At 63.9% G+C, this 25475-nt stretch carries 30 protein-coding genes; 24 read left to right on the forward strand and 6 right to left on the reverse strand.

The window, feature by feature from the left end:
* Positions 1-2 precede the first annotated feature (2 nt).
* Complete coding sequence (locus LQ220_RS04560) at positions 3-368, reverse strand: hypothetical protein (protein ID WP_230187071.1); 366 nt, start codon at positions 366-368, stop codon at positions 3-5.
* Positions 369-484: 116 nt separating this feature from the next.
* On the opposite strand from LQ220_RS04560, the gene LQ220_RS04565 reads away from it, so the two are divergent.
* Positions 485-946: a hypothetical protein gene (locus LQ220_RS04565; protein WP_230187072.1), complete on the forward strand. Its 462-nt coding sequence runs from the start codon at positions 485-487 to the stop codon at positions 944-946.
* On the opposite strand, the gene LQ220_RS04570 is transcribed toward LQ220_RS04565, so the two are convergent.
* A complete protein-coding gene (locus LQ220_RS04570; RefSeq protein WP_230187073.1) occupies positions 943-1719 on the reverse strand; it encodes a hypothetical protein in 777 nt (258 codons plus the stop codon). The two genes, LQ220_RS04565 and LQ220_RS04570, sit on opposite strands and share 4 nt — an antisense overlap.
* A gap of 94 nt (positions 1720-1813) precedes the next feature.
* On the opposite strand from LQ220_RS04570, the gene LQ220_RS04575 reads away from it, so the two are divergent.
* The 9 genes from LQ220_RS04575 (at position 1814) to LQ220_RS04615 (ending at position 7931) form a co-directional block, all read left to right on the forward strand.
* The gene (locus LQ220_RS04575) at positions 1814-2995 is read left to right on the forward strand and encodes a phage portal protein (protein ID WP_230187074.1); all 1182 of its coding nucleotides are present in this window, start codon (positions 1814-1816) and stop codon (positions 2993-2995) included.
* Between the two features lie 241 nt (positions 2996-3236).
* A complete protein-coding gene (locus LQ220_RS04580) occupies positions 3237-3548 on the forward strand; it encodes a DUF6127 family protein (protein WP_230187075.1) in 312 nt (103 codons plus the stop codon).
* 68 nt (positions 3549-3616) lie between these two features.
* Positions 3617-4021, forward strand: coding sequence for an HK97 family phage prohead protease (locus LQ220_RS04585; protein WP_230187076.1), 405 nt, complete (start codon positions 3617-3619; stop codon positions 4019-4021).
* A 53-nt stretch (positions 4022-4074) separates the two neighbouring features.
* The gene (locus LQ220_RS04590; RefSeq protein ID WP_230187077.1) at positions 4075-4629 is read left to right on the forward strand and encodes a hypothetical protein; all 555 of its coding nucleotides are present in this window, start codon (positions 4075-4077) and stop codon (positions 4627-4629) included.
* Positions 4630-4837: 208 nt separating this feature from the next.
* Complete coding sequence (locus LQ220_RS04595; protein WP_230187078.1) at positions 4838-5203, forward strand: hypothetical protein; 366 nt, start codon at positions 4838-4840, stop codon at positions 5201-5203.
* Positions 5204-5402: 199 nt separating this feature from the next.
* Entirely contained in the window at positions 5403-6542 is a 1140-nt protein-coding gene (locus LQ220_RS04600) for a phage major capsid protein (protein ID WP_230187079.1), read from the forward strand.
* Positions 6543-6723: 181 nt separating this feature from the next.
* Positions 6724-7257, forward strand: a complete 534-nt coding sequence (locus LQ220_RS04605; RefSeq protein ID WP_230187080.1) for a phage head-tail connector protein — start codon at positions 6724-6726, stop codon at positions 7255-7257.
* Positions 7254-7451 (forward strand): hypothetical protein, encoded by a 198-nt coding sequence (locus LQ220_RS04610; protein WP_230187081.1) that lies wholly within the window; start codon positions 7254-7256, stop codon positions 7449-7451. The genes LQ220_RS04605 and LQ220_RS04610 overlap by 4 nt, the downstream gene beginning before the upstream one ends.
* 93 nt (positions 7452-7544) lie before the next feature.
* Positions 7545-7931: a DUF3168 domain-containing protein gene (locus tag LQ220_RS04615; protein WP_230187082.1), complete on the forward strand. Its 387-nt coding sequence runs from the start codon at positions 7545-7547 to the stop codon at positions 7929-7931.
* An 11-nt stretch (positions 7932-7942) separates the two neighbouring features.
* Here the strand turns inward: LQ220_RS04615 and LQ220_RS04620 are convergent, their stop codons facing one another.
* On the reverse strand, positions 7943-8935 hold the full coding sequence (locus LQ220_RS04620; RefSeq protein WP_230187083.1) for a hypothetical protein: 993 nt from the start codon (positions 8933-8935) through the stop codon (positions 7943-7945).
* 180 nt (positions 8936-9115) lie between these two features.
* Positions 9116-9424 carry a hypothetical protein gene (locus LQ220_RS04625; RefSeq protein WP_230187084.1) on the reverse strand — a complete coding sequence of 103 codons (309 nt, stop codon included), beginning with the start codon at positions 9422-9424 and terminating at the stop codon, positions 9116-9118.
* Between the two features lie 64 nt (positions 9425-9488).
* Here LQ220_RS04625 and LQ220_RS04630 point away from each other — a divergent pair, with 64 nt between their 5' ends.
* The 4 genes from LQ220_RS04630 to LQ220_RS04645 all read left to right on the forward strand — a co-directional run bounded on the left by LQ220_RS04630 (position 9489) and on the right by LQ220_RS04645 (position 11236).
* On the forward strand, positions 9489-9896 hold the full coding sequence (locus tag LQ220_RS04630; protein WP_230187085.1) for a phage tail protein: 408 nt from the start codon (positions 9489-9491) through the stop codon (positions 9894-9896).
* Positions 9897-9960: 64 nt separating this feature from the next.
* The gene (locus LQ220_RS04635; protein ID WP_230187086.1) at positions 9961-10287 is read left to right on the forward strand and encodes a GTA-gp10 family protein; all 327 of its coding nucleotides are present in this window, start codon (positions 9961-9963) and stop codon (positions 10285-10287) included.
* Positions 10288-10485: 198 nt separating this feature from the next.
* Positions 10486-10683 (forward strand): phage tail assembly chaperone, encoded by a 198-nt coding sequence (locus LQ220_RS04640; RefSeq protein ID WP_230187087.1) that lies wholly within the window; start codon positions 10486-10488, stop codon positions 10681-10683.
* Complete coding sequence (locus LQ220_RS04645) at positions 10676-11236, forward strand: tail tape measure protein (RefSeq protein ID WP_230187088.1); 561 nt, start codon at positions 10676-10678, stop codon at positions 11234-11236. The genes LQ220_RS04640 and LQ220_RS04645 overlap by 8 nt, the downstream gene beginning before the upstream one ends.
* A gap of 3 nt (positions 11237-11239) precedes the next feature.
* Here LQ220_RS04645 and LQ220_RS04650 read toward each other — a convergent pair whose 3' ends face one another.
* Entirely contained in the window at positions 11240-11659 is a 420-nt protein-coding gene (locus LQ220_RS04650; protein WP_230187089.1) for a DUF559 domain-containing protein, read from the reverse strand.
* Between the two features lie 88 nt (positions 11660-11747).
* Here LQ220_RS04650 and LQ220_RS04655 point away from each other — a divergent pair, with 88 nt between their 5' ends.
* The 10 genes from LQ220_RS04655 to LQ220_RS04700 all read left to right on the forward strand — a co-directional run bounded on the left by LQ220_RS04655 (position 11748) and on the right by LQ220_RS04700 (position 23600).
* Positions 11748-14051: a DUF2460 domain-containing protein gene (locus LQ220_RS04655; RefSeq protein WP_230187090.1), complete on the forward strand. Its 2304-nt coding sequence runs from the start codon at positions 11748-11750 to the stop codon at positions 14049-14051.
* Positions 14048-14866 carry a DUF2163 domain-containing protein gene (locus LQ220_RS04660; protein ID WP_230187091.1) on the forward strand — a complete coding sequence of 273 codons (819 nt, stop codon included), beginning with the start codon at positions 14048-14050 and terminating at the stop codon, positions 14864-14866. Before LQ220_RS04655 ends, LQ220_RS04660 begins: the two co-directional genes overlap by 4 nt.
* A 183-nt stretch (positions 14867-15049) precedes the next feature.
* Positions 15050-15448, forward strand: coding sequence for a C40 family peptidase (locus LQ220_RS04665; protein ID WP_230187092.1), 399 nt, complete (start codon positions 15050-15052; stop codon positions 15446-15448).
* Between the two features lie 191 nt (positions 15449-15639).
* On the forward strand, positions 15640-17805 hold the full coding sequence (locus tag LQ220_RS04670; RefSeq protein WP_230187093.1) for a phage tail protein: 2166 nt from the start codon (positions 15640-15642) through the stop codon (positions 17803-17805).
* Between the two features lie 35 nt (positions 17806-17840).
* A complete protein-coding gene (locus tag LQ220_RS04675) occupies positions 17841-18347 on the forward strand; it encodes a DUF2793 domain-containing protein (protein WP_230187094.1) in 507 nt (168 codons plus the stop codon).
* Between the two features lie 224 nt (positions 18348-18571).
* On the forward strand, positions 18572-19645 hold the full coding sequence (locus LQ220_RS04680) for an OmpA family protein (protein ID WP_230187095.1): 1074 nt from the start codon (positions 18572-18574) through the stop codon (positions 19643-19645).
* 178 nt (positions 19646-19823) lie between these two features.
* Positions 19824-20930, forward strand: coding sequence for a DUF5694 domain-containing protein (locus LQ220_RS04685; RefSeq protein ID WP_230187096.1), 1107 nt, complete (start codon positions 19824-19826; stop codon positions 20928-20930).
* Positions 20931-21022: 92 nt separating this feature from the next.
* On the forward strand, positions 21023-21967 hold the full coding sequence (locus LQ220_RS04690) for an L-lactate dehydrogenase (protein WP_230187097.1): 945 nt from the start codon (positions 21023-21025) through the stop codon (positions 21965-21967).
* Between the two features lie 79 nt (positions 21968-22046).
* On the forward strand, positions 22047-22706 hold the full coding sequence (locus LQ220_RS04695) for a hypothetical protein (protein ID WP_230187098.1): 660 nt from the start codon (positions 22047-22049) through the stop codon (positions 22704-22706).
* A gap of 87 nt (positions 22707-22793) precedes the next feature.
* Positions 22794-23600, forward strand: a complete 807-nt coding sequence (locus tag LQ220_RS04700; protein WP_230187099.1) for a hypothetical protein — start codon at positions 22794-22796, stop codon at positions 23598-23600.
* Positions 23601-23634: 34 nt separating this feature from the next.
* Here the strand turns inward: LQ220_RS04700 and LQ220_RS04705 are convergent, their stop codons facing one another.
* Positions 23635-25464, reverse strand: coding sequence for a P-loop NTPase fold protein (locus LQ220_RS04705; RefSeq protein ID WP_230187100.1), 1830 nt, complete (start codon positions 25462-25464; stop codon positions 23635-23637).
* Positions 25465-25475: the final 11 nt, after the last annotated feature.

Here is a 25475-nt window from a genome sequence, read left to right on the forward strand (position 1 = left end):
GCTTAGGCCGCCTGCGCTAGCCACGCGCGGGCGGAGTCCATAGTCATGAACACGCGCACGCGGTCGTGCACCAATGTGCGTTCGGCCTGTGCCTTGTTAAGCTGACTGCCGACCACGACCGCAGCGCGACCCGTGGTAAGCGCCATGCCGGTGCGCATGATGCCGGTCAGCAAGTCCGCGACATCGTTCGCCTGAACGGGAAATTCGAGGGATTCGACCAGCACGTTGAAGTCGTCGCGCGCGGATTTGGCCGTCTGCGCAGCATTGCCGACGGTTTTTGCCAGAGCGGCAACGTCTTCGGGCTGGAAGAAGCCTTTGACAACGATATTCAGGCAATTGGTGCCACGGTCGTAAGATGCGTGAAACATGAAATCCCGGAACTATCGATGGATTGTGGCGGCGGATGCTGCATCGCATCATTGCCGCTATTCGTTGATTTTGGCCAGATATTTCTGCAGGTCGTTGCCTTTTGCGTCTGGAAAGATTGCCATATACTTTCCCCATGCGCCTGACCTTCACAAAACGTAGCGGCAAGTATGACGACCTGCACATCGCGCGCGATGGCAGCGTGGAGACAGTCGCTTGCCCCAAGCAAGGCATCATTCCGCACGACATGGTGCATTATGCCGTGGAAAGCATATTGGCGCATCGCGGCTTCCTGACGCTGGTCGCGGAAGGGCAGACGGCGGGGCCGCGCGTGGTCCTGTCAGGCGATAGCGAGGAAGCGATCGAGCGGCTGGTCGAGACGTTTCAGGCGGAAATGTGGGGCGGGCGCGTGAGCGCGGACGACGTGCTGGCGACGTTCCGCCATGCGTGCGCAGCGCGCGGCCATGGCACGATCCCGGTGTCGCCTGACGATATTGCCGCCATCCGCGCGCGGATCGATACGCTGACGGAGGAATGGACCCAGTTGCCGGTGAACGGCGCGCTCACCTTTTCCTTTTAGGCGACGGGCGGGAAAGGCGGGAAAGCGAGCGGCGCGACGGCGGCGCCGGGGCTGCCCTGCGTAACGGCAGTATAGAGCCACTGGCCGGGCGCGCTGAACGCCATCAGGTCGATCGCGATCTGCATGACGACGATGCTGCCCAGACCCCAGAGCCAGGCCGGATGGACGCGGCCGTCGCGGCGCAGATCGCGGACGATGCCCGCAATCGGGAACAGCATGACGAACGCAAACACGGCCCAGCCTGCATAAGGGATCATCAGGGGCAGCGGTATCAGTCGACCGATCCCCGGCCCGAGCAGGATGGACATGCCGCAGAACATCAGGCGGCGGTGCCATTGGGTTTTGCGGCGCAGGCGGATGGCAGCGATGGCGAGACCGGCAAAGGTGAACAGCGTCATCGGGTCCATGATGAGGAAATAGAGCGGCTGAAAGAAGAACGGCGTCTGGCCGCGTCGCACGATCGCCACCGTCACGATCAGGCCCATGACGACCATGGTGGGTATCCAGACGACCGACAGCCAGCCAAGGCGCTTGTGCAGCGCCGTGTTGCCCATGCCGACCAGCAGGTTCTGCAGCAGGTACAGCGCCGCCCAGCCGAAGAAGACCAGCGCGTGAATGTGCACAAAGAGCGGTACGGCGAAAGTCGAACGGCCCATCGCCAGTTGTACGGAAAAGCCCAGGACGAGCACGGCCATCATGATGCCGGCGGAGATCGTCCAGAAGCGTTCGGCGCGCACCGATGCGCCAGATGCAGTATGTGCAAGCGTTGCCATAAGTCCCCCCCACGGGAAGTTGCGTCGCAAATATAGCGGAAAGCCGACGGGTTGGGGAGGGGTGTTTTTCACGAGAAAAGCGTAGGAGCGATTTATGAAATGGTTCGGCTTCAAGGCTGCGCAGGCGACTGCGCGGCCTTTCTTTTCGCGGCCTTTGGGTGGGGGGAATGTCACGCCGTTGGGGGAGTGGCCTGCGTCTTATGAGGCGCAGGTGCGCAGTGGGGTGATGGGCAACCCGGTGGCGCAGCGGGCGTTTCGGTTGGTGACGGATAGTGCGGGCGGGGCGGCGGTTTCTGCGTCCGGGGGTACGCCGGAGCAGCGGGCGGTGGCGCTGGCGCTGGTGGAGAAGCGGTCGGGCGGGCAGCGGCTCATTGAGACTTTGGCGATGCATGTGTTGCTGCACGGCAATGGCTATGTGCAGATTGCGTGCGATGCGGAGGGCGCGCCCGCCGAGCTGTTCGCGCTGCGGCCCGAGCGGGTGAGCGTGGAGGCGGATGCGCGGGGGTGGCCGATGGCGTATCTCTATCGCGTCGGCGCGCATGTGACGCGGCTGGCGTCCGAAGATGCGGTTGGGCGGACGGCGGTGATCCATATCAAATCCGCGCATCCGCTGGACGATCATTATGGGCTGGGCTGCGTGGGGGCTGCTGCGGGGGCGGTGGCGATCCACAATGCGGCGACGGTGTGGAACAAGGCGCTGCTGGACAATGCGGCGCGGCCTTCGGGCGCCTTGGTCTATGATCCGGGGGAGGAAGGCGCGGCGCTTTCGCCCGATCAGTTCGAGCGGTTGAAGGGGGAGCTGGAAAGCGCCTTTGCCGGGGCGAGCAATGCGGGGCGGCCGATGCTGCTGGAAGGTGGCCTCAAGTGGCAGGCGATGAGTTTGACCCCGGCGGATATGGATTTCGTGGGGCTGAAAAGTGCGGCGGCGCGGGAGATTGCGCTGGCCTTCGGGGTGCCGCCGATGCTGATCGGCCTGCCGGGGGACGCGGCCTATGCCAATTATCGCGAGGCGAACAAGGCGCTGTGGCGGCAGACGGTGCTGCCCTTGGCGGACATGATCCTGGGCGCAGTGGCGCAGGGGCTGAACGGGTGGTGGCCGGGGATCGGGCTGGCGGTGGATCAGGACCGGGTACTGGCTCTGGCAGACGAGCGCGTGGCGCTGTGGGAGCGGGTGGCGGCGGCGGATTTCCTGACGGCGGAGGAGAAGCGGGGGATGCTGGGGATTGGCGGGGAGGATGTTGCGCTTCCGGCGCTACCCATCCCCCGTTCGGGCTGAGCTTGTCGAAGCCTACCCTTTCTTAAAAGGAAGGGCCCTTCGACAAGCTCAGGGCGAACGGGGGTGAGGGTGTTTCGGGTGAGAGGAAATGGGTGGTCCACGCGCGCCGGATTTCTGGTGCGCGCGGAGACGCGGAGGCGCGGAGAGGGTGCGTCCGGGTTCGGCGTCTCAGCGTCTCTGCGGCTCCGCGCGACATGATTTTTCCTGCGGATGCGGGAGCAGGACGGATGGGAGAGATTTCATGGAAGACACGGACATGCTGGCGCGGCTGGTGAGCCAAGCTGAGGGAGATGGCGGCGACCTGGTGATGATCCGGGCGCTGGTGGAGGAAGCGAGCGATCTGGGCGCGGGGCGGGCGCTGGAGCGGCTCGGGCTGGCGGATCGCGGGGCAGAGAAGGATGTCGCCGAATTGCGCGAATTGCTGCGCGCGTGGCGCGACGCGAAGACATCGGCGTGGAAGGCGGTGATCGGGTGGACGGTGCGCGGGGTGCTGGCGCTGGTGCTGATTGGGATGGCGGTGAAGTTGGGGTTGTTTGGGCTGGTGAAGTCGTGAGTGTGGTTGCTGAAGGGCTCGCTGCGCTCGCCACCCACCCCCAACCCCTCCCTGGAAGGGAGGGGAGTTTGTCGCGCGGGGAACTTCGGTTTGCGGGGTATGCGGCGGTGTTTGATGCGGTGGATCGGGGCGGGGATGTGGTGCGGGCGGGGGCGTTCGGGGCGCTGGCGGGCAAGCAGGTGCCTTTGTTGTGGCAGCATCGGGTGGACCGACCCGTGGGTCTAGTCGAGACGCTGGCCGAGGATGCGCGCGGGCTGCGCGTGATCGCGCGCGTGTCGCAGCGGACGGCGGCAGGGCGCGAGGCCGCGGCAATGCTGCGCGCCGGGGCGCTGGACGGGCTGTCCTTTGGGTATCGTGTGAAGGTGGCGCGGGGGGAAAGGCCGCGCGAACTGGTGGCGCTAGATCTGGTGGAGGTGAGTTTGGTGGCTGTGCCTATGCAGCCACTGGCGCGGGTGGTGGCGGTGGAGGGGTGAGATTGCTCGAATCGCGGAGTATGCTAGTGACCGCTGCGGCTGGGGAGTAGATTATGATCGGACGTTTTCATCTTTCAATTGTTGCGGTTCTGGTTGGCGTCGCAACGACGGATCATGCCCACGCCGGTGCCATCGAGTACGACTGCGATACCCCTGTCGGCCACTATTCAGACATAAAGATTGAACAATCCGGGCCGACCTATATGTTCCGGGGGACGATCAGTGCCAAAGTTCTGCTTCCGGGAAAAACCTATGCGCCAGTCGCCAACGCGCGGATTGGAAGCGTGGATGGCAAACAGAGCGTCGGAATTCGGATGGTGACATCAAGACCATCGACAGAGGTTACGGACGGCGACGTTTTTCTGATGTTCTGGCCAGAGGAAAAAAATGGCAAGAATGAGCCGTTCGGTAAAATGCCAATGAATACGGACGTGCCGTTCGAGATTGTTACCGATGGCAAGGGCACCGCCAAGGTGACATTTGCAGGCGTTGAGCGGACGTTGCCGTTCAAGGTCGACGGGGCCTTGCGAGCATCGGCAAGTTGTTCCACCGGGCAATTTACGTTCAAGAGTCTTGAAACGGGGCCTTGGAAAGCGGCTGGGGATTAAATACCCAGCCATTCCAGCGGGTTCGGTAGGGTTTCGGCGCTGTGACAGCATCGGGTAACCGTCCGCGCGAACTGGTGGCGGTGGAGGGGTGAAAGTGAGTTTGGTGGCGGTGCCTATGCAGCCCTTGGCGCGGGTGGTTGCGGTGGAGGGGTGACTGGACGGAAAGCCAAAGTACCTATAGCCGTGCAGATATCGTTGGGGAGCAGGCATGGCTTTTGTTAGCGACGGCGAGCGGACTTGGGATGCTGACCGGGGGCTTGAACTCAAGGTCGTTCGGGGCGGTGCAGAGTTCATTCATTTCGAGATGACCAATCCCATTGGCAGTATTCGCTTTTATGGCGACTGGATTGTAGAACAATCCAGAAATAGACGCCGTTCGTCACTAAGCGCCAATGCCAATAATATCATCAAATGGCATCTGATATGGAATGCGTGCTTGCCCGGCGAAGACGAAGACCAAACGAACCATATTATATCTGAAGCAATGAGATCATTTGAGACATATCATGGCTTGGCTAGCAAGAATGGGCATCCTCCCTATGATGTGGTTTGCGTCTTCGGTTCGAGGGGCTGAACCCCTCACCAACTTCGACTAGGCGCTAGTGCGCCAAGTCTTCGTATCGTCCCCCACTGGGGAGGAAATGGGGTGACTGACCGCTAGGGCGGAGCACCCCTCACCCAACTTCGACTAGGCAGCAGGCTGCCAAGTCTTCGTATCCCTCTCCCTCAAGGGGCGAGGGTTTTTTTGTGCCTGTTCAAAATGGGAGAAGCATATGTTGGAAGTTAAGGGCGATGCGCTGGAGGGGGCTTTTGAGGCCGTGCTGCAGGGGGAGAAGATTGCCGCTCTGGAAGCGGATATTGCGGGGCTTAAGGGGGTGATGGCCGCGCGGGCCGTTGAGGCGCAGCGGCCGGCGCTGGATGGGGTGAAGGGGGTCGATCTGGATCCGCAGCGGGCGGCGTTTGTCGATCGCTATCTGCGCCGGGGGCAGGAAGCGGGGGTGGAGCTGAAGAGCTTTTCGGGGGCTTCGGGGGCGGTCGGCGGCTATGCGGTGCCGCGTGAGATCGATGCGGAGATCGAGCGGGTGCTGAAAGCCATGTCGCCGATCCGCGCCATCGCCAATGTGGTGAAGACCGGCACGGCGGGATATCGCAAGCTGGTGACGACGGGGGGCGTGGCGTCCGGCTGGGCATCCGAAACGGGGGCGCGGGGCGAGACGGCGACGCCGAGCTTTGCCGAAATCGCGCCGCCATCGGGCGAGCTGTTCGCCAATCCCGCCGCGAGCCAGGCTATGCTGGACGATGCGGCATTCGATGTCGAAAGCTGGCTGGCGCGGGAAATCGCGAGCGAATTTGCCGCGGCGGAGGGCGCGGCGTTCGTGAACGGCAATGGCACCAACCGGCCCAAGGGGTTCCTGACCTATCCGGTGACGGCGGAGGCGGACGGGGTGCGCGCGTTTGGTACGTTGCAATATGTGGCGAGCGGGGCGGCGGGGGCGTTTGCTTCGTCGGGCGCCGCTGATCGCCTGATTGATCTGGTGCAGGCGGTGAAGGCGCCCTATCGGCAGGGGGCTTCGTTCGTGATGAACAGCAAGACGCTTGCCGGGATCCGCAAGCTGAAGACGAGCGACGGGCAGTTCCTGTGGCAGCCGGGGCTGGCGGGGGCCGCGCCCGCGACGCTGCTGGGCTATCCGGTGGTCGAGGCGGAGGACATGCCCGACATCGCCGCCGATGCGCTGGCGATTGCGTTCGGTAATTTCGCGTCCGGCTATGTGGTGGCGGAGCGGAACGAGACGAGCATCCTGCGCGATCCGTATAGCAACAAGCCGTTCGTGCATTTCTATGCCGTGAAGCGGATCGGCGGCGCGGTGGCGAATAGCGAGGCGATCAAGGTGATGAAGTTTGCTGTGAGCTGAGGCTGTCTCACAACCTCCGTTCGTGTCGAGCGAAGTCGAGACACCGCGCGCTGGTCCCTCGACTTCGCTCGGGACGAACGGGAGGGGGTGGGTGGTCGGCCCGCATGGGGTGACGGAAGAGGGGGAATGGGCCGTCCGGTGCTGTGCGCATTGGGCGGCTTTTTCGTGAAGGGGGGCTTCGATGGCGTTTGTCGAGGAGGGGGCGCTGGCGGTGTCGCTGGCGGACCTCAAGGGATATTTGCGGATCGAGTTGGCGGCGGAAGATGCGCTGCTGACGCGGTTGATCCGGGTGGCGACGGACCTGTGCGAGCGGTTCGTCGGGCAGGGCCTGATGCAGCGCGAGGCCGAGGAGGTGATGCCGGTGACGGGCGCGTGGCAGCGGCTGTCTGCACGGCCGGTGGTGGCGATCGAAAGCGTGATGGGTGTGCCGGCGGAGGGCGCGGAATTTGCGCTGCCGGTGGAGAGTTACGCGGTGGATATCGATCGCAATGGCGACGGCTGGGTGAAGGTGATGACGCCCGGCGCGGCGGGGCGCGTGCGGGTGCGGTATCGCGCGGGACTGGCGGCCGATGCGGACGCTGTGCCGCAGGGGGTGCGGCAGGGGATCGTGCGGATGGCCGCCGAAATGCATGTGCAGCGCGATGGCGAAGCGGTGGTGCCGCCTGCGGCCGTGGTGGCGTTGTGGCGGCCCTGGCGTCGGATGCGGTTGTCGTGAGGGGGCTGTTGGCGCGGGGTGTCGCCTTGGGTGAGGCGGCGGCGGATCGGCGGCGGGCGCTTGTGCTGGCGGAGGCGCGCGAGGTGCCGGGGGTGACGGTGCGTGAGGAAGGCGATGCGGTGGTGATCGAGGGGCGGGCTTTGGTGGCGCGCTGGGTCGAGGATGTGGGGTTGCGGTATCGGGTGATGGGGTGAGCTTTTGGTGCGCGCGGAGAGGCGGAGGCGCGGAGGAGTTGTGCCTTCTCTGCGGCTCCGCGTCTCCGCGCGCATGTTTTTGGGGAGGGGCGGATGGGCGATGAGATGGCGGTGCGCGGGGCGGTGCTGGAGGCTTTGCGCGGAGATGCGGCGCTGGCGGCGATGCTGAACGGCGTGTGGGACGGCCCGCCGGTGAAGGCGAGCGCGCCTTATGTCGTGCTGGGCGAGTGTATCGGTAGCGACTGGGGCACGAAGGACCGCGCGGGGCGCGAAGTGCGCGTGGCGATGATCGTGCAGGACAAGCGCGAGAGTGCGGACGGGCTGGCGGCACTGCTGGCGCTGGTGGATGCGGCGGTGCGGCGGGTGACCGTGCCGGGGTGCGAGATGGGTGCGGTGGCGTTGCTGCGGTCGCGGGTGCTGCGCGCGCGGGATGAAGGGTGGCGCGCTGTGGTGGAGTATCGGGTGCGGGTTTTGGGGTGAGGTTTGGCCGGTTATTGGGGTATGGTTGTATCGGTGGCGGCAGTTGCATTTGCTGCCGCAGCCATAGCGTTGTCAGCGGCGATGGACGCGCGGGCGCCGTTCACTGCGTTTTCCGCTGCATCCATCGCTGCGTCTGCGGCGGCCACCCTCTCGGCTTGAGCCTCTGGAGAGAACCATTCCATTTCTTTCACTATGTTCGGTTGTCCGCAAAATGCCTTGGCGAAATCTGAGTAGCCATTTCTCATGTCCCAGCATTTTTCGGCTGCGATCCTTTGGGGCAGCATATCGAGCGGTTCGGACGATGTGTCTCCACGCTCGATTACCGTGGCGAACTTTTGAACGTAGGTGATCGATTGCTTCCATTGTTCATGGACCCACTCGTCTTTTGGCTCCGCATTGGGTTCTGGGGGCAAGATGATGGCAGCAAGCACAGCCTTAGCAGTGGCAAAGTCGCCTAACTCACGGTGCGCATTGGCCAGTCGTAGGGTGGACCACAGGGCATTTTCGGAGGCATCGTTTTGAGGTTTCTGCGCCGTGTCGGCATAGAGCCGGAGATATCGGAGACGTTGCGACGGGTTGTCGTCGGCTTCCCAGATGGCCTGTGCTAGCAGGTTGTCGATCAGGATTTTGTCGCGTCCGAGCTGCGCTGCCAACCAGTAGGCGCGGTAATATTGCGTATCGGATTTTCTCAGCGACTTGTAAGCTGCCGATTGTATCAAAGGTTCCAGTTTCGCGATTTCGGATGGGGTGAAATCGTCGAAGAGAACGAGTCCGTTTTCCGGACATTCCGGCAGATTTAATGGGGCATTGGGGAAGCCATAGGTTTTTCCATCGGGACGCCTGTCAATGTTGGAGTTACCAACATGTACATATTCGAAGATTTCTCCACCAATTGGACAGCGTACATCTTCTGAGATGGGTTCCGACGCCGTGAGAGTGGATTGCCCGGCGGAAAACAAAAACAAAGCGATAACGGTTCGCTGAAGAACGCGCATGTTTCGCAAGTTATCGTTCCTTAATGCGGTGCCACTGGGTTCTCGACGGGCGCTTCTCGGCTTCGCTCGAAGCTGCTCGAACCGAACGGGGGAGGGGTTGGCAGCAGCGCGTGCGGCGATGTTGGGAGATGGATCCCCGCTTTCGCGGGGATGACGGGGGTTTTGGGGTGGGCTTTGTGCGCTCCCCTCTTACCCTTCGTAGTCGGCGGTGAACTTTTCGAGATATTCCTTCACCTGATCGTCGGCGTCAGCCTGGGCGGCGGCGGGTTTTAGGCCGTCGGCTTTGTCGGCGGCGAGGATGGCGGTGCGCAGGGCGGCTTCCTGGTCGGCGCATTTGGGTTGCAGGCCGGCCTTGTAATCGGCGGCGGACACCTGGCGCGAGCGGGCGTCTGCCGTGAAGTCCGACAGGCATTTGGCGTAGGCTTTGCGCGCCATGCCCATGTCTTCATCCGGCGTGCCGGCGAGCATCAGCATCAGAGCGGTGGAAATAGCGAGCATGGGGTTCCCTCCTGTGTGTTCGGTCGATGTCTGAACGTGACATTTTGTGAACGGAGAGTGCGATATGGCGGTGGAAAAGGGAAGTGCTTTCTTGCTGAAGGTGGGGGATGGCGGGTCGCCGATTGGCTATGCGACGGTGGCGGGTTTGCGCACGACGCAGATGTCGGTGAGCGGCGAAGCGGTGAACATCACCAGCAAGGATAGCGGCGGGTGGCGCGAGCTGCTGTCGGGTGCGGGCGTGCGCGCGGTGAGCGTGTCGGCGGCGGGGCTGTTCACGGGATCGGCGGCTGAGGTGCGGATACGCAACCATGCCTTGTCGGGGACGATCGACGATTTCGAGCTGAGTTTTGAAAGTGGCGAGCGGATGCGCGGGCGGTTCCTGATTACGCGGCTGGACTATGCCGGGGATTATAACGGGGAGCGGAATTATACGCTGAGCCTGGAGAGCAGCGGGCCGGTGGTGAGTTTGTGAGTGGGGGCGGTGGGTGGCGCGGGGTGTCTCGACTTCGCTCGACACGAACGGGGGGTAGGGTGTGATGACGGTGGCTAACGCGGCGCCCAACGCGGCGCGGGGCGAGGCGGCTTTGGTTGTGGCGGGGGCGGTGCTGACATTGCGGCCTTCGTTTGCGGCGCTGGTGGCGGCGGAGGCGGAACTGGGGCCGCTGTTCGCGCTGGTGGAGCGGGCGGCGGCGGGGGAATTGCGCCTGTCGGAGATGGCGGGGTTGTTCTGGCATTGTCTGGAGGCGCGGCCTGAAGGGCTGACGCGGGAGGTGTTGGGCGAGGCTGTCGTGGCGGGTGGATTGCATGCGGCGATGCCGGTGTTGCGCGTGGTGTTGCGGCAGGTTCTGGTGGGGGCGGGATAGTTTTGGGCGCGCGGAGACGCGGAGGCGCGGAGGGGGTGGTGCCTTGGGGCGACGGCTCCGTGTCTCTGCGGCTCCGCGTGTATTTTGTTCTTCAGTGGGAGAGGCTATGTGCAAGCGATAGGGCGAAACCCCTCTCCAACTGCGACTAAGCCTGCGGCTAAGTCTCCGTATCCTCCACCGAATGGGGAGGAGTTTTAGATGACATTCACAGACATGGCTGTGCGCATGTCAGGCGTGACGGCGTGGGCTTTGGGGTGGACGCCGGAGGTGTTCTGGCGGGCGACGCCGGAGGAACTGGCGGCGATATTTGGCGCGGCGACGGGGGATGGCGAGGCGGGTGCGCCGCCGGATGCGGGGACGCTGGCGCGGTTGAGGGAGATGTATCCGGATGGATGAAGAGATCGAACGGTTGGTCGTGAGCGTGCGGGCCGATGTGCAGGGCTTTGCGCGGGATGTGGATGCTATGCGCAGCGGGCTTGAGGGGCCGCTGGCGAGTGCGGGGGACCGGGCGGGGCGGGCCATCGAAAGCGGGCTGCTGCGCGCGGTGAAGACGGGGAAATTCGGGTTCGAGGATTTGCAGCGGGTGGCTTCGTCGGTGCTGGACCAGATTGCGCGGAGTGCTTTGCAGGCGGGGATCGGGGCGATTGGCGGCGGGGGCGGATCGGGCGGGTTGCTGGGGATCGGGGCTTCTTTGCTGGGGTCGGCGCTGGGGCTGCCGGGGCGGGCTACAGGCGGGCCGGTGGCGCCGGGGCGTGGCTATATCGTGGGGGAGCGAGGGCCGGAGGTGTTTGTCCCGACGTCGAGTGGGCAGGTGGTAGCTGGCGGCTCTGGTGGTGTGCGGGAGGTGCGGGTTGTCGTGAATGTCGCGGGCGGGGGCGGGGATGCTCCCAAGGCCCTGGCGCGGAGTGCGCGGCAGGTGGCTCGGGCGGTGCAGGGGGCTTTGGAGTAGGGTTTATTCCTTTCTTCTCCCCTCCCTTAAAGGGAGGGTCGACAAGAGGCACGTGACTCTTGTCGAGGGGTGGGTTCCGCCGAGGCACTCGGCGGTCTTTTTCAAAATCGCCTCCACTACGCCGTCCAGATTTTCAAAGACTTCGCTGTTCCAGAATCGCAACACGGTCCAGCCTTCCTGTTCCAAAAATTCGGTGCGGGATGCGTCATAGGCGGCAGCATCGCCGTGCTGCGAACCATCGAATTCGATGGCCAGTCGCGCCGTGCGGCATGCAAGATCGACGATATACGGTCCGACCACTAATTGCCGTGTGAAGCGCGGCCGGTAGCGAGCAATGCGGTGCCAGACCATGCGCTCTGCGTCGGTCTGGCCGTTGCGTAAGGCTCGGGCATTGCGAGTCATATGTTCGGGGATGCGGCGCATTTGCGCCAGCTTAGCGAGGCGCGCTTTACGCGCCTACCCACCCCCAGCCCCTCCCTTCCAGGGAGGGGAGTTTAGAAAAGGGAACATCATGCAGTATTGGTTGGCGGATGCTCGGGCGGGGCAGGACGTTGGCGTGGTTAAGCGGTTTGCGGCGCCTTTTTGGACGGTGAATTTTGCGCGGCCGGCTGTGGCGAGTGTTACCACCACCGCGCCCGACGCTTTGCGGGTGGATACCGTTTTTCATGGGTCGGGGGATCTGGCGGGGGTGATCTGGGACGCGGAGGATCGGTGGGATCATCCGTTGCTCAGCTATGCGACCGACCGGGATTTTCGGGAGTGCGTGTTGCGGTTTCGGTGGCGGAGTTCCGGGGTGCGGCGGCTGGATGAGACGCATGGGCCTACGCTGACGATCGAGGGGCGGGATGCGTCCGGGTCTCCGCGGAGCTGGTATGTGCGGTTGTGGAACTATGCCAGCGGTGTGCCGGAAGATGCGGAAATTACGCTGGATTTTGCGGCGCTGGATGGCGGCTTTACGCTGCCGGGGGAAGCCGATCCGGTGTGGGCGGGGGATGTGGACCGGATGTTCATCTCGGTCGTGCCGCCGGGTTACGATGCGGGGGATACGGCCTTTGCCGTGCCTGTGGAGGGGTGGGTCGAGATAAGCGATATTGCCTACGACGGGGCGGGGTCTGTGCTGGCGGTGGGCGATGTGATGGTGCCAGAGCATGGGCTGTGCATCGCGACGGGATATGACGATTGCTTCAACCAGACGCCGGAGCGGGTGCTGCGGCAGGTGCTGGGCTTGGGGTATCGCGGGGCGATCAACCATTATGTGGGGATGAGCCATTATTTCGCGCTGGAGCGGGTCGGCGGGGAGTGGCTGGCGACCGGGGCGCTGAACGCGGCGTGTGGGGCGTGGCATCGGGATTTTGCGGCGCGGGCGTTGGCGCTGGATTTCGGGGTGATCTGGTCGCTGTCTTATGAATTGCTCGATGCGCATTGTCCGGCGGGCTGGAAGCAGCGAGCGGAGAATGGTGATCCGGCGCTGACGGCGTGGGTGCCGCCTTCGACTTTGCTGTCGCCTGCCAATGCGGCGGCGATGGGGTTTTTGCAGGATGTGGCGCGGGCGTTTGTCGGCATTGCGGTGGCGGCGGGATTGCCGGTGCGGTTTCAGGTGGGGGAGCCTTGGTGGTGGGTGATGCCCGAAGATGGGCGGATCTGTTTGTATGATGACGCGGCGCGGGCGGCTTTTGGTGGGGCGCCGGTGTCTATTCCCGATGTGCGGGGGGCATTGAGTGCGGCGCAGAGGGATTTGCTGGATGCGGCGGGGGCGGTGCTGGCGGCGTCTACGGCGGCGTTGTGTGCGGCGGTGCGGGAGGTGGCACCGGGGGCGGTGACGCATTTGCTGGCCTATTTGCCGACGATACTCGACCCGGAGGCTCCCGAAGCGAAGCGGGCGAATATGCCGCTGGGCTGGGCAAGTCCGGCGTTCGATGTGCTGCAGCTTGAGGATTATGACTGGGTGACGGAGGGGCGTTCCGCCTTGACGGCGCGGGGTGTGGCGGAGGCTGCGGCGCGGCTGGGTTATCCGGTGGCGGAGCAGCAGTATTTTGCGGGGTTTGTTCTGCGGGCCGAGGATGCGGCGGTGCAGTGGGCGCGGATTGCGGACGCGGCGGGGGCTTCGGTGGCGCGGGGGAGCGCGGCGACGTTTGTCTGGGCATTGCCGCAGGTGGCGCGGGATGGGTTCACGCTTTTCAGGATCGATGGGGAGGATGCGATGCAAGCCTTTGACGATGTGGTGTTTCCGCTGAGCATCGGGCGGGAGGCAAGCGTGTCCCCGGCCTTTTCGACGCAGACGGTGGAGAGCCTGTCCGGGCATGAGCGGCGGAGCAGCGACTGGGCGGATGCGCGATTGTCGTTCGATGTGGGACCCGGTGTCAGGTCTGAATCGGATGTGATGGAACTGATTGCGTTTTTCCGGGCGCGGCGGGGGGCAGCACGGGGGTTCCGCTTTGCCGATCCGTTCGATTTTGCGTCGGGGGATGGCGGGGCGCTGGATCAGTTTCTGGGCACCGGGGACGGGGCGACGAGCAGCTTTCAACTCTGCAAATATTATGGGGAGGGTGCGGACGCGCAGCAGCGGATCGTCACGCGGCCGGTGGCGGGGACGATCCGGGTGGCGGTGGATGGGGTCGAGGCGCTGTCCGGCTGGGCGCATGTGGGGCTGGGGGTGATTGCTTTCGATGTTGCGCCTGCGGTGGGTGCGGCTCTGACGGCGGGGTTTCGGTTCGATGTGCCGGTGCGTTTTGCCGAGGATCGGCTGGACGTGAGCCGTGCGACCTTTGCTGCGGGGGATGTGCCTTCGGTGCCGTTGGTGGAGTTGCGGGCGTGAGTGTGGCTGAGACGCTGGGGCAGGAGCTGGCGGCATTGGCATTTTGCTGGCGGCTGGAGCGGGGCGATGGGGTGACCATCGGGCTGACGAGCCATGATCGCGATTTGCGCATTGGCGGCGTGGTGTATCGCGCGGCGCCGGGGCTGGTGCCATCGGCGGTGCGGCAGGGGTCTTCGCTGGATGTCGACAGCATGGATGTGCAGGGCGCGCTGTCGAGCGATGCGATCACCGCGCGTGATCTGGAGGCGGGGCGATGGGACGGGGCGGCGGTGGCGCTGTTCCTGACGGAATGGACCGATCCGGGGGCGCTGTGGCTGGGCCTCGCGGCGGGCGAGATTGGCACGGTGGAGCGCGAGGGGGAGGCGTTTACTGCGGAGCTTGTCGGTGCGGGCGCAGTGCTGGCGGGGCCGGTCGCGCCGGAGACGTCGCCCGATTGTCGCGCGGTGTTGGGGGACGTGGACTGCCGGGTGGATCTGACGCGCTATCGGCGGGTGGTGCGGGTCGGCGCAGTGGATGGCGAGGATGTGGCTGTCGTCGGGGGGATTGAGGCGGGGGCTTATGCCTTTGGGTCTTTGCGATGGTTGACGGGCGCGAATGCCGGGTTGGCGCAGGCTGTCGTGGCGAACGATGCGGCGGGGGTGACTTTGGCGGATGCGCCTGCGTCTGCGGTGGTCGAGGGGGCTTTGGCGGTGCTGACGCAGGGGTGCGATCGGCGGATGGCGACCTGTTCGGCGCGGTTCGGGAATGCGGTGAATTTTCGGGGGGAGCCGTATCTGCCGGGGAATGATTTGCTGACGCGCTATCCGGGGGGGTGATTTTTTGGGTCGCGCGGAGACGCGGAGGCGCGGAGGGGGTGGTGCCTTGGTGCGACTGCTCCGCGTCTCTGGGGCTCCGCGCGATTTTGTTCTCTTGCGAAAGCAGGAGTCCAGGGGGCTGGGTTTAGACCCGGCGACTCTGGACCCCGGCGTTCGCCGGGGAACGGGTTTGGGGGTGGGTGCATGAAAAGAGCGGAGAGGATTGTTGCCGGGGCGCGGGCGTTGGTGGGGGTGCCGTTTCGGTTGCAGGGGCGGGATGCTGACGCGGGTTTGGATTGTGTGGGGCTGGTTGCCTGTGCGCTGGCGGCGGCGGGGCATCGGGGGGCTGTGCCGGGGGGCTATGGCTTGCGCGGGGGCGATCCGGTGCGGTTTTCCGGGTGGTTGCGTAGCGCCGGGTTGCGGCGGGTGCGGATACTGAAAGCCGGCGATGTGGTGCTGGTGCGCGCGGGGGTGGCGCAGTTTCACGTGATGCTGCGCGTGCCGCGCGGGTTCGTCCATGCCCATGCTGGCTTGCGGCGGGTGGTGGAGATGCCGGGGGAGGCGCTCTGGCCTGTGGTCAGTGTTTGGCGGTGGGGGCGGTAGGTTTGTGCGCGCGGAGGCGCGGAGACGCGGAGGGGGGGTGCCTTGGGGCGACTGCTCCGCGTCTCTGCGGCTCTGCGCGATTTTGTTCTCTTGCGGAGGCAGGAGTCCAGGGAGCTGGGTGATTACCAGGCGACACTGGGTTCCTGCCTTCGCAGGAACACGGGGCGCGGGCTTTCAGGTTAGGATTTGGCATGGCGACGTTGGTGCTTGGGGCGGTGGGGACGGTGCTGGGCGGGCCGATCGGGGGTGCGATCGGGGCGCTCGCGGGGCGGGCTTTGGATCAGGCGGTGCTGTTCAAGCCCAGGGGACGGCGCGGGCCGCGGCTGCAGGATTTGCAGGTGCAGACATCGACTTATGGCACGCAGATACCGAAGATTTTCGGGGTTATGCGGGTGGCCGGGACGGTGATCTGGGCGACCGATCTTAAAGAAAGCAGCGACCGTAGCGGCGGGGGCAAGGGGCAGCCGAGCGTTACGACGTACAGCTATTCCGCCAGCTTTGCGGTGGCATTGTCGGCGCGCGGGGTGCGGTCGATTGGGCGTATCTGGGCGGACGGGAATTTGCTGCGCGGAGTTGCGGGGGATTTCAAGACCGAACTGGGGGCGTTCCGGCTGCATAAGGGTGATGCGGATCAGGCGGTCGATCCGCTGATCGCGGCGGCGGAGGGGATTGGCGTGACACCGGCGCATCGCGGGATGGCCTATGCGGTGTTCGAGGATTTGGCGCTGGCGGACTATGGCAACCGGATACCGTCGCTGACTTTCGAGATATTTGCGGACGATGCGCCGGTGACGACGGGGGCAATGGCTTCTGCCCTGACGGCGGGTGTTGTGGGCGGGGCCGGGGGATCGGTCGGCGGCTATGCGGCGAGCGGGGACGATGTGGCGGCGGCGTTGCAGCCTCTGGTCGAGGCGCAGGGATTGGTGTTGCGTGATGCCCTGCTGGATGTGCCCGAAGAGGATGGTGTCGTGGCGCGGGGGATGCTGGCGGCGCGGATCAATGGGGCGGCGCAGGTGCCGGTGAAGGCGGGGCGCGATCCGGCAGGCGATGTGCCGTTGCGGCTGGCGGTGCGGCATTATGATCCGGCGCGGGATTATCAGGCGGGCGTGCAGACGGCGGTGCGGCCCGGTGTCGGGCGGACGTTGCAGTCGGTCGAGATGCCGGCGGCGGTTGCTGCGGGCGAAGCGAAGGCGCTGGCGGCGGCACGGCTGGCGGAGGCCTGGTCCGGGCGGTCGCGGCTGGAGCTGCTGTGCGGTTGGGAGGCTTTGGCGGTGCGGCCGGGAAGCGTCGTGACCGTGGAAGGGGTTGCGGGGCTTTGGCGCGTGGTCGCGCTGGAATGGGAAGCGATGGGCGTGACGTTGACGCTGCGCGGGTGGCGGCGTGGGCCGGGGGTGGCGGGTGCGGCGTCTTCGGGCAGCGTGGTGCGCGAGCCGGACGCGCCGCATGGGGCTACGCGCCTGATGATCGCGGACCTGCCGGGGCGGGGCGATGGCGCTGCGGTGGCGCCGAGCGTGGTCGTGGCGGCGGCGGGAGCCTCTGCCGGATGGAAGCGGGCAGCGCTGTTCACCGTCGAGCCGGGGAGCGGGACGGCGGTGCCGATGGGGCGGACGGCGCCTGCTGCGACGATGGGGACTGTCGTGACGGCGCCGGGTGCGGGATCGGCCGCGCTGTTCGATCTGGCGGGATTTGTGGATGTGCAGTTGGTGTCGCCGGGGGCGTCTTTGGCGGGCGCAGACGATGCGGCGTTGTTGCGCGGGGCGAACCTGTGTCTGGTGGGGCGGGAGCTGATCCAGTTCGGTGCGGTGAGCGTGATCGGGCCGGGGCTGTTCCGGTTGCGGCACTTGCTGCGTGGGCGGTGCGGGACCGAGTGGGCGATGGCGGGGCATATCGCGGGCGAGAATTTCCTAATGCTGGAGGCGGAGCGGCTGGCGACGGTGCCCTCCAGTGCGGCGCAGCCGGGGATGCTGTGCCGGGTGATCGGGATCGGGATTGGCGATGCGGTGCCTGCCGAGGCGGAGGTGACGGTATCGGGGGAGGCTCTGGTGCCTTTGTCGCCGGTGCATCTTTCGGTCGAGAGCGACGGGGCGGGCGGCGTGACGGTGCGCTGGGTCCGGCGCAGCCGTGCGGGCTCGGCGTGGAGCGATGGCGTGGAAGTGCCGCTGGGCGAGGAAGCGGAGCGCTATCGGGTCGAGCTGCTGGATGGCGCGGATGTGGTGCGCTCGGCGGAGGTGCGGGTGCCGGAGTGGACCTATGATGCGGCGATGATCGCGGCGGACGGGGCGGTGGGGTCGCTGTCGGTCGCTGTGCGGCAAGTGGGGACTTACGGGTTGGGACGGGTGGCTGTGGTGGCGCTCTGACGTTGACCTGTTTAATCTGATTGGGAGTTTAACGGATGGCCGATGAGCTGACGGATCGTTTTGCCTTGCCGCTGTTGCAGGCGGGACAGGCGCAGAAGGAAGTGACGCATAACGAAGCGCTGGTGCGGCTGGATATGCTGAGCCATGGGGCTGCGGTCAGTGCGGATGTGTCCGTGCCGCCCTCCGCGCCGGTGGCAGGGCAGTGCTGGATCGTGGCGGCGGGGGCGAGCGGCGCGTGGGCCGGGCAAGGCGGCGCAATCGCGGGATGGACGGCAGGCGGCTGGCGCTTCGTTACGCCGGTTATCGGCATGGCGGTGTGGGTCGTCGACAGGGGACATGCAATGCGCTGGAGCGGAAGCGCATGGATCGACGCGGAGGTGCGCGCCGACGGGCTGTATCAGGGCGGCATCCGGGTGGTTGGCGCGCAGGGTGGGGCGATAATGTCACCATCTGGCGGCGGACTCGTGGACGCAGAAAGCCGGGCCGCGATAGATGCGATACTGGTCATGCTGCGGTTGCACGGTATGATAGCTGAAAGCTGATCGAAAGCGCGACTTTCCAGCACCGTTCCGCAAAGCCAACAAAAAAAATGCTTGGGCGGTTGTCGCCAGTAAACGCTGGAAATGCGGTCATAATGCCGCCGTTCATTATCCGCAAAACTGAGGCTTTTGGGCAACAGTTCCGGCATTTGCGCACTTGCCATGAAACTTTCGGCAAGCTAGAGCATTACCGCAGTCCTTCGTGACCATTTTGAAAGGGGAATTATATGCGGAAGCTTGCCCTCGCAGCAGCGCTCGCTACCACAGCCTTGGCGACCCCCGCCATGGCTCGTGACAATGCATGGTACATCGGTGCCGATGCCGGTGCCATGATCGTTGAGGATACCACCCTCACCATCGTGACGCCAGTTTCAACCGTCAACTACAACACCGGCTACGACGTCGATGGCGTAATCGGTTACGATTTCGGCGGTTTCCGCCTTGAATCGGAAGTCGCGTTCAAGCGCGCTTACACCGACGTAAACAGCTACACCAATGGCGTTCAGAGCACGCGCGGCAACGTCCGTTCGCTGAGCTTCATGGTCAACGGCATGCTCGACTTCGGTGCCGATGACGGCATCCAGGGCTTCGTTGGCGGTGGTGTCGGCGTTGCTCGCACCTACCTCTACACGCTGACGACCGACGATTCGGACACGGGCTTCGCATGGCAGGCAATTGCCGGCGTTCGCTTCCCGCTGACCGACAAGCTGGACGCGTCGCTGAAGTATCGCTTCTACAACCACCCCGACATGGGCCTCGTAACGAGCAATCGTCCTGATCCGCGCTTCAATGCCGCTGGTTCGGACGTCGATGCCCGTCTGCGTACGCACAGCGTTCTGGTTGGCCTGAGCTACAACTTCGGTGAGCCGGCAGCACCGCCGCCGCCTCCTCCGCCGCCCCCGCCGCCGCCTCCTCCGCCCCCGCCGCCTCCGCCGCCTCCGGCAGTGGAATGCACGCCTGGACCGTACATCGTGTTCTTTGAATGGGATAAGTCGAACATCACTCCCGATGCCGCAACCATCCTCGACAACGCGATCTCGGCCTACAGCAACTGCGGTTCGGCTCAGGTCATGCTTGCCGGTCACGCCGACAAGTCGGGTTCTGCTTCGTACAACGTCGGTCTGTCGCAGCGTCGCAACGACAGCGTCAAGGCATACCTCACTTCGAAGGGTATTCCTGACGGCGTTATCTCGACCGAAGCGTTCGGTGAAAGCCGTCCCCGCGTCGAAACCGCCGATGGCGTTCGCGAACTGCAGAACCGTCGCGTGGAAATCACCTACGGTCCCGGTTCGGGCATGTAAGAATTGCCATCAACCCTTCGGGGCTGATGCAAAAGAGGGGGCCGGTCGCAAGACCGGCCCCTTTTCTTATGGGTGTGGTTCCTCGGGATATATGCCGGGGATGCGGTGTCCGACAACTGTATTGCATGTATAATACACGGTTGGTAGGATCGCGACGAATCTTGCGATAGGACCGTCGATGACTCACCTGCTACGTGGCCTTTATCTGCTCGCCCTTCCCGTTCTTTCGATGGCGTTGGGAAGCGGGGCGCCTGCGGCCAAGGACGACGCATTTCGCCCTTCATTCCACCCCGAGACGCTCAAGGGACCGCCGCCCGGTGCGCCCAACGACGTGTTGGTGCTGGGTACGGCGCATCTGTCCGGGCTACCGGAATCGTTCAAGCCGGAGATGGCTGTGCCGGTCGTGGCGCGGCTGGCTGCATGGCGACCGACAGCCATTGCGACCGAAGACCTGTCCGGCTTGCAATGCGACAGCCTGCGCCGCTATCCGATGCGATATGCCGCGACGGTAAAGGATTATTGCGCGGATCCCACGGCGGCCGGTCTGGCGACGGGGCTGGACGTGCCAGCCGCCAATGCCGAAGCGGAGCGATTGCTGGCGGCATGGCCCGCCACACCTGCGGCAGCCGAGCGACGGCATCTGGCTGCGATCTTTCTGGCGGCGGGCGAGCGGGCATCGGCCTTGGTGCAATGGCTGCGGTTGCCGGAAGGCGAACGGCATGCGGGCGACGGCCTGAACGACGCCCTGGTTGCAGCGTTGGAAAAGCTGAAAAGCCGACGGAACGAAACGACACTGATCGCGGCACCTCTGGCGGCGAAGCTGGGGCTGGAACGGGTGTGGAGCGTCGACGATCATACGGCAGACAGTGACGATGGGGCGGAACAGGAGGCGGCAGGCGCCGCCATGATGCGCGCGTGGGACAATCCTGCGTCAGCGCAGCGGACAGCTCAGGATGCGCAGTTGCACGCTGGCCTTTCAGCGCCTGACGGATTGCTGGCGATATTGCGCGCCTATAATGCGCCCGGCGCGGCGCAGTTGGTGTACCGGTCGGACTTCGGCGCGGCGTTCGTGGAGCCTTCGCCACAGGCCTTCGGTCGGCGTTATCTGGCCTATTGGGAGACGCGCAACCTGCGCATGGTGGCGAATATCCGCGATGTGCTGGGCCGGAAGCCGGGGACGCGGATGCTGGCCATCGTGGGGGCGTCGCACAAGGGCTATTATGAAGCGTATCTCGACCAGATGCACGACGTGCGGCTGGTGGATGCGATGACGGTTCTGAAATAGCGCGACGGACTTCGCCAGCAACTTTCGTTCCGGTGCAGGGTTAGGCTAGTCAACGAACGGCGCTTTGCCGCAACCTCAGAACGGGAATGACCATGGCACAGGATCAAGGGCGCGTCGCGATAATCGGGGCGGGGCATGTGGGTGCGACGACCGCCTATGCGCTGATGCTGCGGGCGTTGTTCCGGGAGATCGTCCTGATCGACCGCGACACCGCGCTGGCCGCTGCCGAAGCGGCGGATATTGCCGATGCGGGCGGGCTGACGCGGCCTGCGACTGTGCGGGCAGGCGACTATGCGGATGCCGCGTCCGCGCGGATCGCCATACTGACCGCCGGCGCGGCCACGCATGGCGATGAAAGCCGTCTGGCCGTCGCGGGGAAAAGCGCGGAGATCGTGCGCGGCTGCGCGCGCGAGCTGATGGCGGCGGGGTTCGACGGCATCATAGTGGTCGCGGCCAATCCGGTCGACCTGATGACGTGGGTGGCGCGGGATGAAAGCGGGTTGCCCGATGCGCAGGTGATCGGGACGGGGACGTTGCTGGATAGCAATCGCCTGCGCACGATGCTGGCGCGGCGACTGAATATCGCGCCAGCGTCCGTCGATGCGATGATGTTGGGGGAGCATGGCGATACGTCGTTCGCGGCGCTCTCCATCGCACGGGCGGGCGGCATGGCGCTCACCCGAATGGCGCCGGAGGGGGCGGATATCGACGCGGCGTCGCTGACCGATGCCGTGCGGCAGGCGGCGTATCGCATCGTGGAGGGCAAGGGATACACGTCGTTCGGCATTGCGACGGCGATCGTGCGGATTTGTGAGGCGATCGTTCGGAACGAGCATGTCATTCTGCCGGTCTCGACCGTGCTGACGGGGCAGTTCGGGATTGGCGACTTGTGCCTGAGCCTGCCTTGCGTGCTGGGCGCGGAGGGCGTGGAACATGTGTTGGAGCCGGATCTGGACGAAGGGGAACGGGCATCCTTTGCGCATTCGGCGCGCGTGGTCGGCGCGGCGCTGGAGGGGGTGAAGGGGGAAGGCCGATAGCGGCGGCAGGGGCAGGTTTTCCTGCGCAGAATAGCTCGACAATTCAGTGGGATATGTGGACGGTGTCGTCATGGATTTCATGAAGATCATCGAGTCCCTCGACGAGGCGCTCTACACCGTGATGGGGTGGCTGGTATTCTATCCGCTGACATTGTGGCGGGCCTTGGTGCAGCCGTTGCGGATCATGGCCTATGCCGACCGGGAAGTGTCGGACCGGCCCCAGGATCAGTATGACGACGCGATCCGGCCGCCGCTGTTCCTGTTCCTGACGCTGCTGATTTCGCACGGAATAGAGATTGCGATGCAGGGCCAGAACCCGTTGCTGGCGGACCGGCATGGGCTGGCGGCGCTGGTGGATTCCGATCTGGCGTTGCTGGCGTTGCGCATGGTGCTGTTCAGCCTGTTCGCGCTGATGATGGCGGTGCGATTGCTGCGGCGGCAGGGCGCGCGGCTGACCCATAGCAGCTTGCGGCGGCCCTTTTACGGCCAGTGCTTTACCGCCGCGCCCTTCACCCTGATGATCGGCATCGGCACGCTGATGACCGCAGTGCCGCATGGCCATTGGCGGACGGGGGGCACGGCGCTGATCGTCGGGGCGATCGCGTGGTATGTGGGCGTGCAGACTTTGTGGTTTTCGCAGAAACTGAAGGTATCGCGGCTGGCGGGATTTGGGCAGGCGGTGCTGGCGACGTTTCTGGCGATGGTGATGTTCGTGGTGCTGTGCTGGCTTATTGTGTGAAGCAATAGCCATGCGGCCCGCAGCTTAACACTCTGTGTTAATGTCATAATTCATGCTATGAGTCGTCCATAATACAGGGAGGACAGCATGAAAGCCGTTGCATTCACCTTGGCCGCGATGGCGGCATCTTCAAGCGCAGTTCAGGCGCAGGCACCGGGCGACATTCGCGATCTGGTGGGCGCGCGCGCCGCCGGGGCGGAGACCGCCATGCAGGCGCGGGGCTATATGTTCGTAAAGACGCGGACGGGCGACGACCGCAAATATAGCTATTGGTGGAATGCGAGAGCGCGCCAGTGCGTGACTGTCGCGACGATGGATGGGCGATATGACTCCATCACCACCAGCCCCGCGCCGGATTGCAACCAGCGCGTGAACGCACCGGAGTATCGCGACAGGGGGTTTCAACGACCCGACGCGCGGCGTGAATCGCCCAGCTATGCCGGGGAGCGCGGGTCTGTTCAGGTGAGCGGCAATGCCGTCGATCTGGGGCTGGTGTGCTTTGGCGATGGCCAGCGGCCCGGCGTGGCGACGACTTATGGATGGTCGTGGAACAGCAAGCGCGACCGCTATGACTATGGCAATCGCACGGAGATGACGTCGCAGCAGTTCGATGCTTCGGTGATGGTTCAAGTGTGGGACGGGGGCGGGCGGATCAGCCTGCCCAAGAAGCTCATCCCGCCGCTGCATTCACGCGGTAGCGATGGGTGGTGGGACTTGTACGACGTGGAAGCGGGACCGGACCTGATCCGCGCGAAATATCGCCTGAATGGCATGAACAAGCCGACGATCACGATCAACCGGCGCAGCGGGCAGATCACGATCCGGGGGCTGGACCCCTATGGCTTTCGCGGGACGTGCGATTTGATCGATGGGGATGAGCATCGGCGGTTTTGAGGGGGGGGTGGGTGCCAGTTTAATTACTTCTTTCCTAATCGGCTGGCGCAGTGCTTACATCATCGCCTTCTACGGCATCCTGTACGTTCTGCCCGACCCACCCAGCGAATATCATCAATTTGTTTCTGCGGATCGGTTCTGACCTATTCGCGAGGCAGAGCATCGCTTCATGAAGAGTTTTTACCCAAGGGCGCTCGTCTTCAAGGCCGCGACCAAATGCTCCATGCCCATGCCGCGAAAGTAGGCACTGGAAAGCCTGAGACTGGACCGGCGCGGGTTGGTGAAGAATGGCGTCCAAGAATGCGTTTGGATCGATTTCTTTGAGAACCGGGCCATCGATGAGATCGGAGTGTTCGCCACCGACCCCTACAAGACGCCGACAGAACAAATCAGCGTCCTCGTTGAGTTCTCTCATCAGTCGTTCTGCAAGTGCAGGAAGTCGTTCAATGCGCGCTTGCGCACGCTGTTCGCTTAGGAATCCATAGATTTCTCTGAAGTGGGGGGTGCCTGCCTCTGAAAAACCAAGGCCGCCCCATGCCCCATTTCGGATATACTCAAGAAATGAGTTAGGCTCTATCGGGGGCAAATCTCCACGTTCTCTCAGCGTTGAGATGTAAGCCTTGGCATTCTTAACAATGCTATCCCGATCCATAGGGAGCAGTTGTGCATCACTCATCGTCAACATGATACCAAACACATGCAAAATTTCACCAGGCTCGCGGTAATGGAATTCAGCTACTTCGGACTCGAGCGCCAAAATTGCTTTTGCAATTGCATCTTCTTCCCGTTCGAACCGATGCCATATTGTTCGCCATGATGGCTCGTCGTTCGGTTCGAAAAACCAAGAGCTTGCATCCAAGTCTCGCTTGATCAAAACCTCATCTACTACTCCGCGTACCAGCAGTTCGATAAGGAGTTCATCGGACAACGTGGTGTCGCTCAGGTCAATGCCGCTGTAGCGGTCGAATGAACTCTTAATTGCGGATTCAGTACCCCTATCCATCGCCGCTGCGATCCAGTAGTTTACCCGGCCTCGGATATCCTCAGCTTTGATCCGACCTAGCTTGATATCGAAAGAAAGTGCGAAGAGTACTCGAAGGATGTGCAGCATCGCCCGCAAATGTTGCCGGTGGTGTAGTTCGATCGCTGTATAGAGGCGCTCGAAATCCCAGAGGGTCTGTTTAAGGACACGCAAATTGTTGACCTCACCTTGCTCATACAGGTCAACGATGTGGCTTTTGACTGACTTTAGGTAGTTACGAGCCTCAGTCGATGCAATGTTCTCAAGAAACGCTTCAAGCGCGCCCTCCACCGCTGACTTGGCCTCCAATGTCTGGCCTACCAGCTTTTCGCGCTTTGTTCGATAGCCGTCCGTTTTATCTAATTCGGTTTCGTTGGCCACGAGGATAACTCGGAAGCCAGCATGTTCGACGAATTGGTTAATATAGCCAAAGATTGCATCGGCTGTCATTGACGAGCGTTCGATATCGTCGAACACATAGGTCGCCGCTGTCGTTTGGTCGATCACGTCCTTGAGGGTGATGGCGCCCTCTACGTTAAAGTATTTGGATGCAGTATTGAGCAGCCGTCCGGTTATCTTCGCGACCTTTGTACCGAGGATCGGGTACATTGCCGCCAGTATCGCGGCATCGATCTCCTCCGGTTGAGCCACGCCATAAAGGCTGACGTAAATATAGTCCTTTTCGTTGGTGAAGTGATCAGCAAGAATTTGCCGAATCAGGAAGGTCTTGCCAATGCCCCAAGGCCCACAGATCATTACGGCGTAGCCCGGTGAGTTGGTGAGACTTAAGTAATAGCGAAGGTATTCGCGGATATGCTTGTTACGATCTTTTGCGTCACTCATTGGCATTTCCT

The organism is Sphingobium sp. CECT 9361 (assembly GCF_918741285.1).
Classification (GTDB): Bacteria; Pseudomonadota; Alphaproteobacteria; order Sphingomonadales; family Sphingomonadaceae; genus Sphingobium.

What these genes read in the sequence shown, in the direction of transcription:
- LQ220_RS04570 (WP_230187073.1), bottom strand. Translation starts at nt 1,719, where the DNA reads ATGGCAACGCTTGCACATACTGCATCTGGCGCATCGGTGCGCGCCGAA.
- LQ220_RS04640 (WP_230187087.1), top strand. Translation starts at nt 10,486, where the DNA reads ATGACATTCACAGACATGGCTGTGCGCATGTCAGGCGTGACGGCGTGG.
- LQ220_RS04700 (WP_230187099.1), top strand. Translation starts at nt 22,794, where the DNA reads ATGAAAGCCGTTGCATTCACCTTGGCCGCGATGGCGGCATCTTCAAGC.
- LQ220_RS04685 (WP_230187096.1), top strand. Translation starts at nt 19,824, where the DNA reads ATGACTCACCTGCTACGTGGCCTTTATCTGCTCGCCCTTCCCGTTCTT.
- LQ220_RS04705 (WP_230187100.1), bottom strand. Translation starts at nt 25,464, where the DNA reads ATGAGTGACGCAAAAGATCGTAACAAGCATATCCGCGAATACCTTCGC.
- LQ220_RS04665 (WP_230187092.1), top strand. Translation starts at nt 15,050, where the DNA reads ATGAAAAGAGCGGAGAGGATTGTTGCCGGGGCGCGGGCGTTGGTGGGG.
- LQ220_RS04695 (WP_230187098.1), top strand. Translation starts at nt 22,047, where the DNA reads ATGAAGATCATCGAGTCCCTCGACGAGGCGCTCTACACCGTGATGGGG.
- LQ220_RS04630 (WP_230187085.1), top strand. Translation starts at nt 9,489, where the DNA reads ATGGCGGTGGAAAAGGGAAGTGCTTTCTTGCTGAAGGTGGGGGATGGC.
- LQ220_RS04575 (WP_230187074.1), top strand. Translation starts at nt 1,814, where the DNA reads ATGAAATGGTTCGGCTTCAAGGCTGCGCAGGCGACTGCGCGGCCTTTC.
- LQ220_RS04615 (WP_230187082.1), top strand. Translation starts at nt 7,545, where the DNA reads ATGGGCGATGAGATGGCGGTGCGCGGGGCGGTGCTGGAGGCTTTGCGC.
- LQ220_RS04595 (WP_230187078.1), top strand. Translation starts at nt 4,838, where the DNA reads ATGGCTTTTGTTAGCGACGGCGAGCGGACTTGGGATGCTGACCGGGGG.
- LQ220_RS04560 (WP_230187071.1), bottom strand. Translation starts at nt 368, where the DNA reads ATGTTTCACGCATCTTACGACCGTGGCACCAATTGCCTGAATATCGTT.
- LQ220_RS04605 (WP_230187080.1), top strand. Translation starts at nt 6,724, where the DNA reads ATGGCGTTTGTCGAGGAGGGGGCGCTGGCGGTGTCGCTGGCGGACCTC.
- LQ220_RS04580 (WP_230187075.1), top strand. Translation starts at nt 3,237, where the DNA reads ATGGAAGACACGGACATGCTGGCGCGGCTGGTGAGCCAAGCTGAGGGA.
- LQ220_RS04635 (WP_230187086.1), top strand. Translation starts at nt 9,961, where the DNA reads ATGACGGTGGCTAACGCGGCGCCCAACGCGGCGCGGGGCGAGGCGGCT.
- LQ220_RS04645 (WP_230187088.1), top strand. Translation starts at nt 10,676, where the DNA reads ATGGATGAAGAGATCGAACGGTTGGTCGTGAGCGTGCGGGCCGATGTG.
- LQ220_RS04670 (WP_230187093.1), top strand. Translation starts at nt 15,640, where the DNA reads ATGGCGACGTTGGTGCTTGGGGCGGTGGGGACGGTGCTGGGCGGGCCG.
- LQ220_RS04680 (WP_230187095.1), top strand. Translation starts at nt 18,572, where the DNA reads ATGCGGAAGCTTGCCCTCGCAGCAGCGCTCGCTACCACAGCCTTGGCG.
- LQ220_RS04675 (WP_230187094.1), top strand. Translation starts at nt 17,841, where the DNA reads ATGGCCGATGAGCTGACGGATCGTTTTGCCTTGCCGCTGTTGCAGGCG.
- LQ220_RS04690 (WP_230187097.1), top strand. Translation starts at nt 21,023, where the DNA reads ATGGCACAGGATCAAGGGCGCGTCGCGATAATCGGGGCGGGGCATGTG.
- LQ220_RS04600 (WP_230187079.1), top strand. Translation starts at nt 5,403, where the DNA reads ATGTTGGAAGTTAAGGGCGATGCGCTGGAGGGGGCTTTTGAGGCCGTG.
- LQ220_RS04655 (WP_230187090.1), top strand. Translation starts at nt 11,748, where the DNA reads ATGCAGTATTGGTTGGCGGATGCTCGGGCGGGGCAGGACGTTGGCGTG.
- LQ220_RS04650 (WP_230187089.1), bottom strand. Translation starts at nt 11,659, where the DNA reads ATGCGCCGCATCCCCGAACATATGACTCGCAATGCCCGAGCCTTACGC.
- LQ220_RS04590 (WP_230187077.1), top strand. Translation starts at nt 4,075, where the DNA reads ATGATCGGACGTTTTCATCTTTCAATTGTTGCGGTTCTGGTTGGCGTC.
- LQ220_RS04625 (WP_230187084.1), bottom strand. Translation starts at nt 9,424, where the DNA reads ATGCTCGCTATTTCCACCGCTCTGATGCTGATGCTCGCCGGCACGCCG.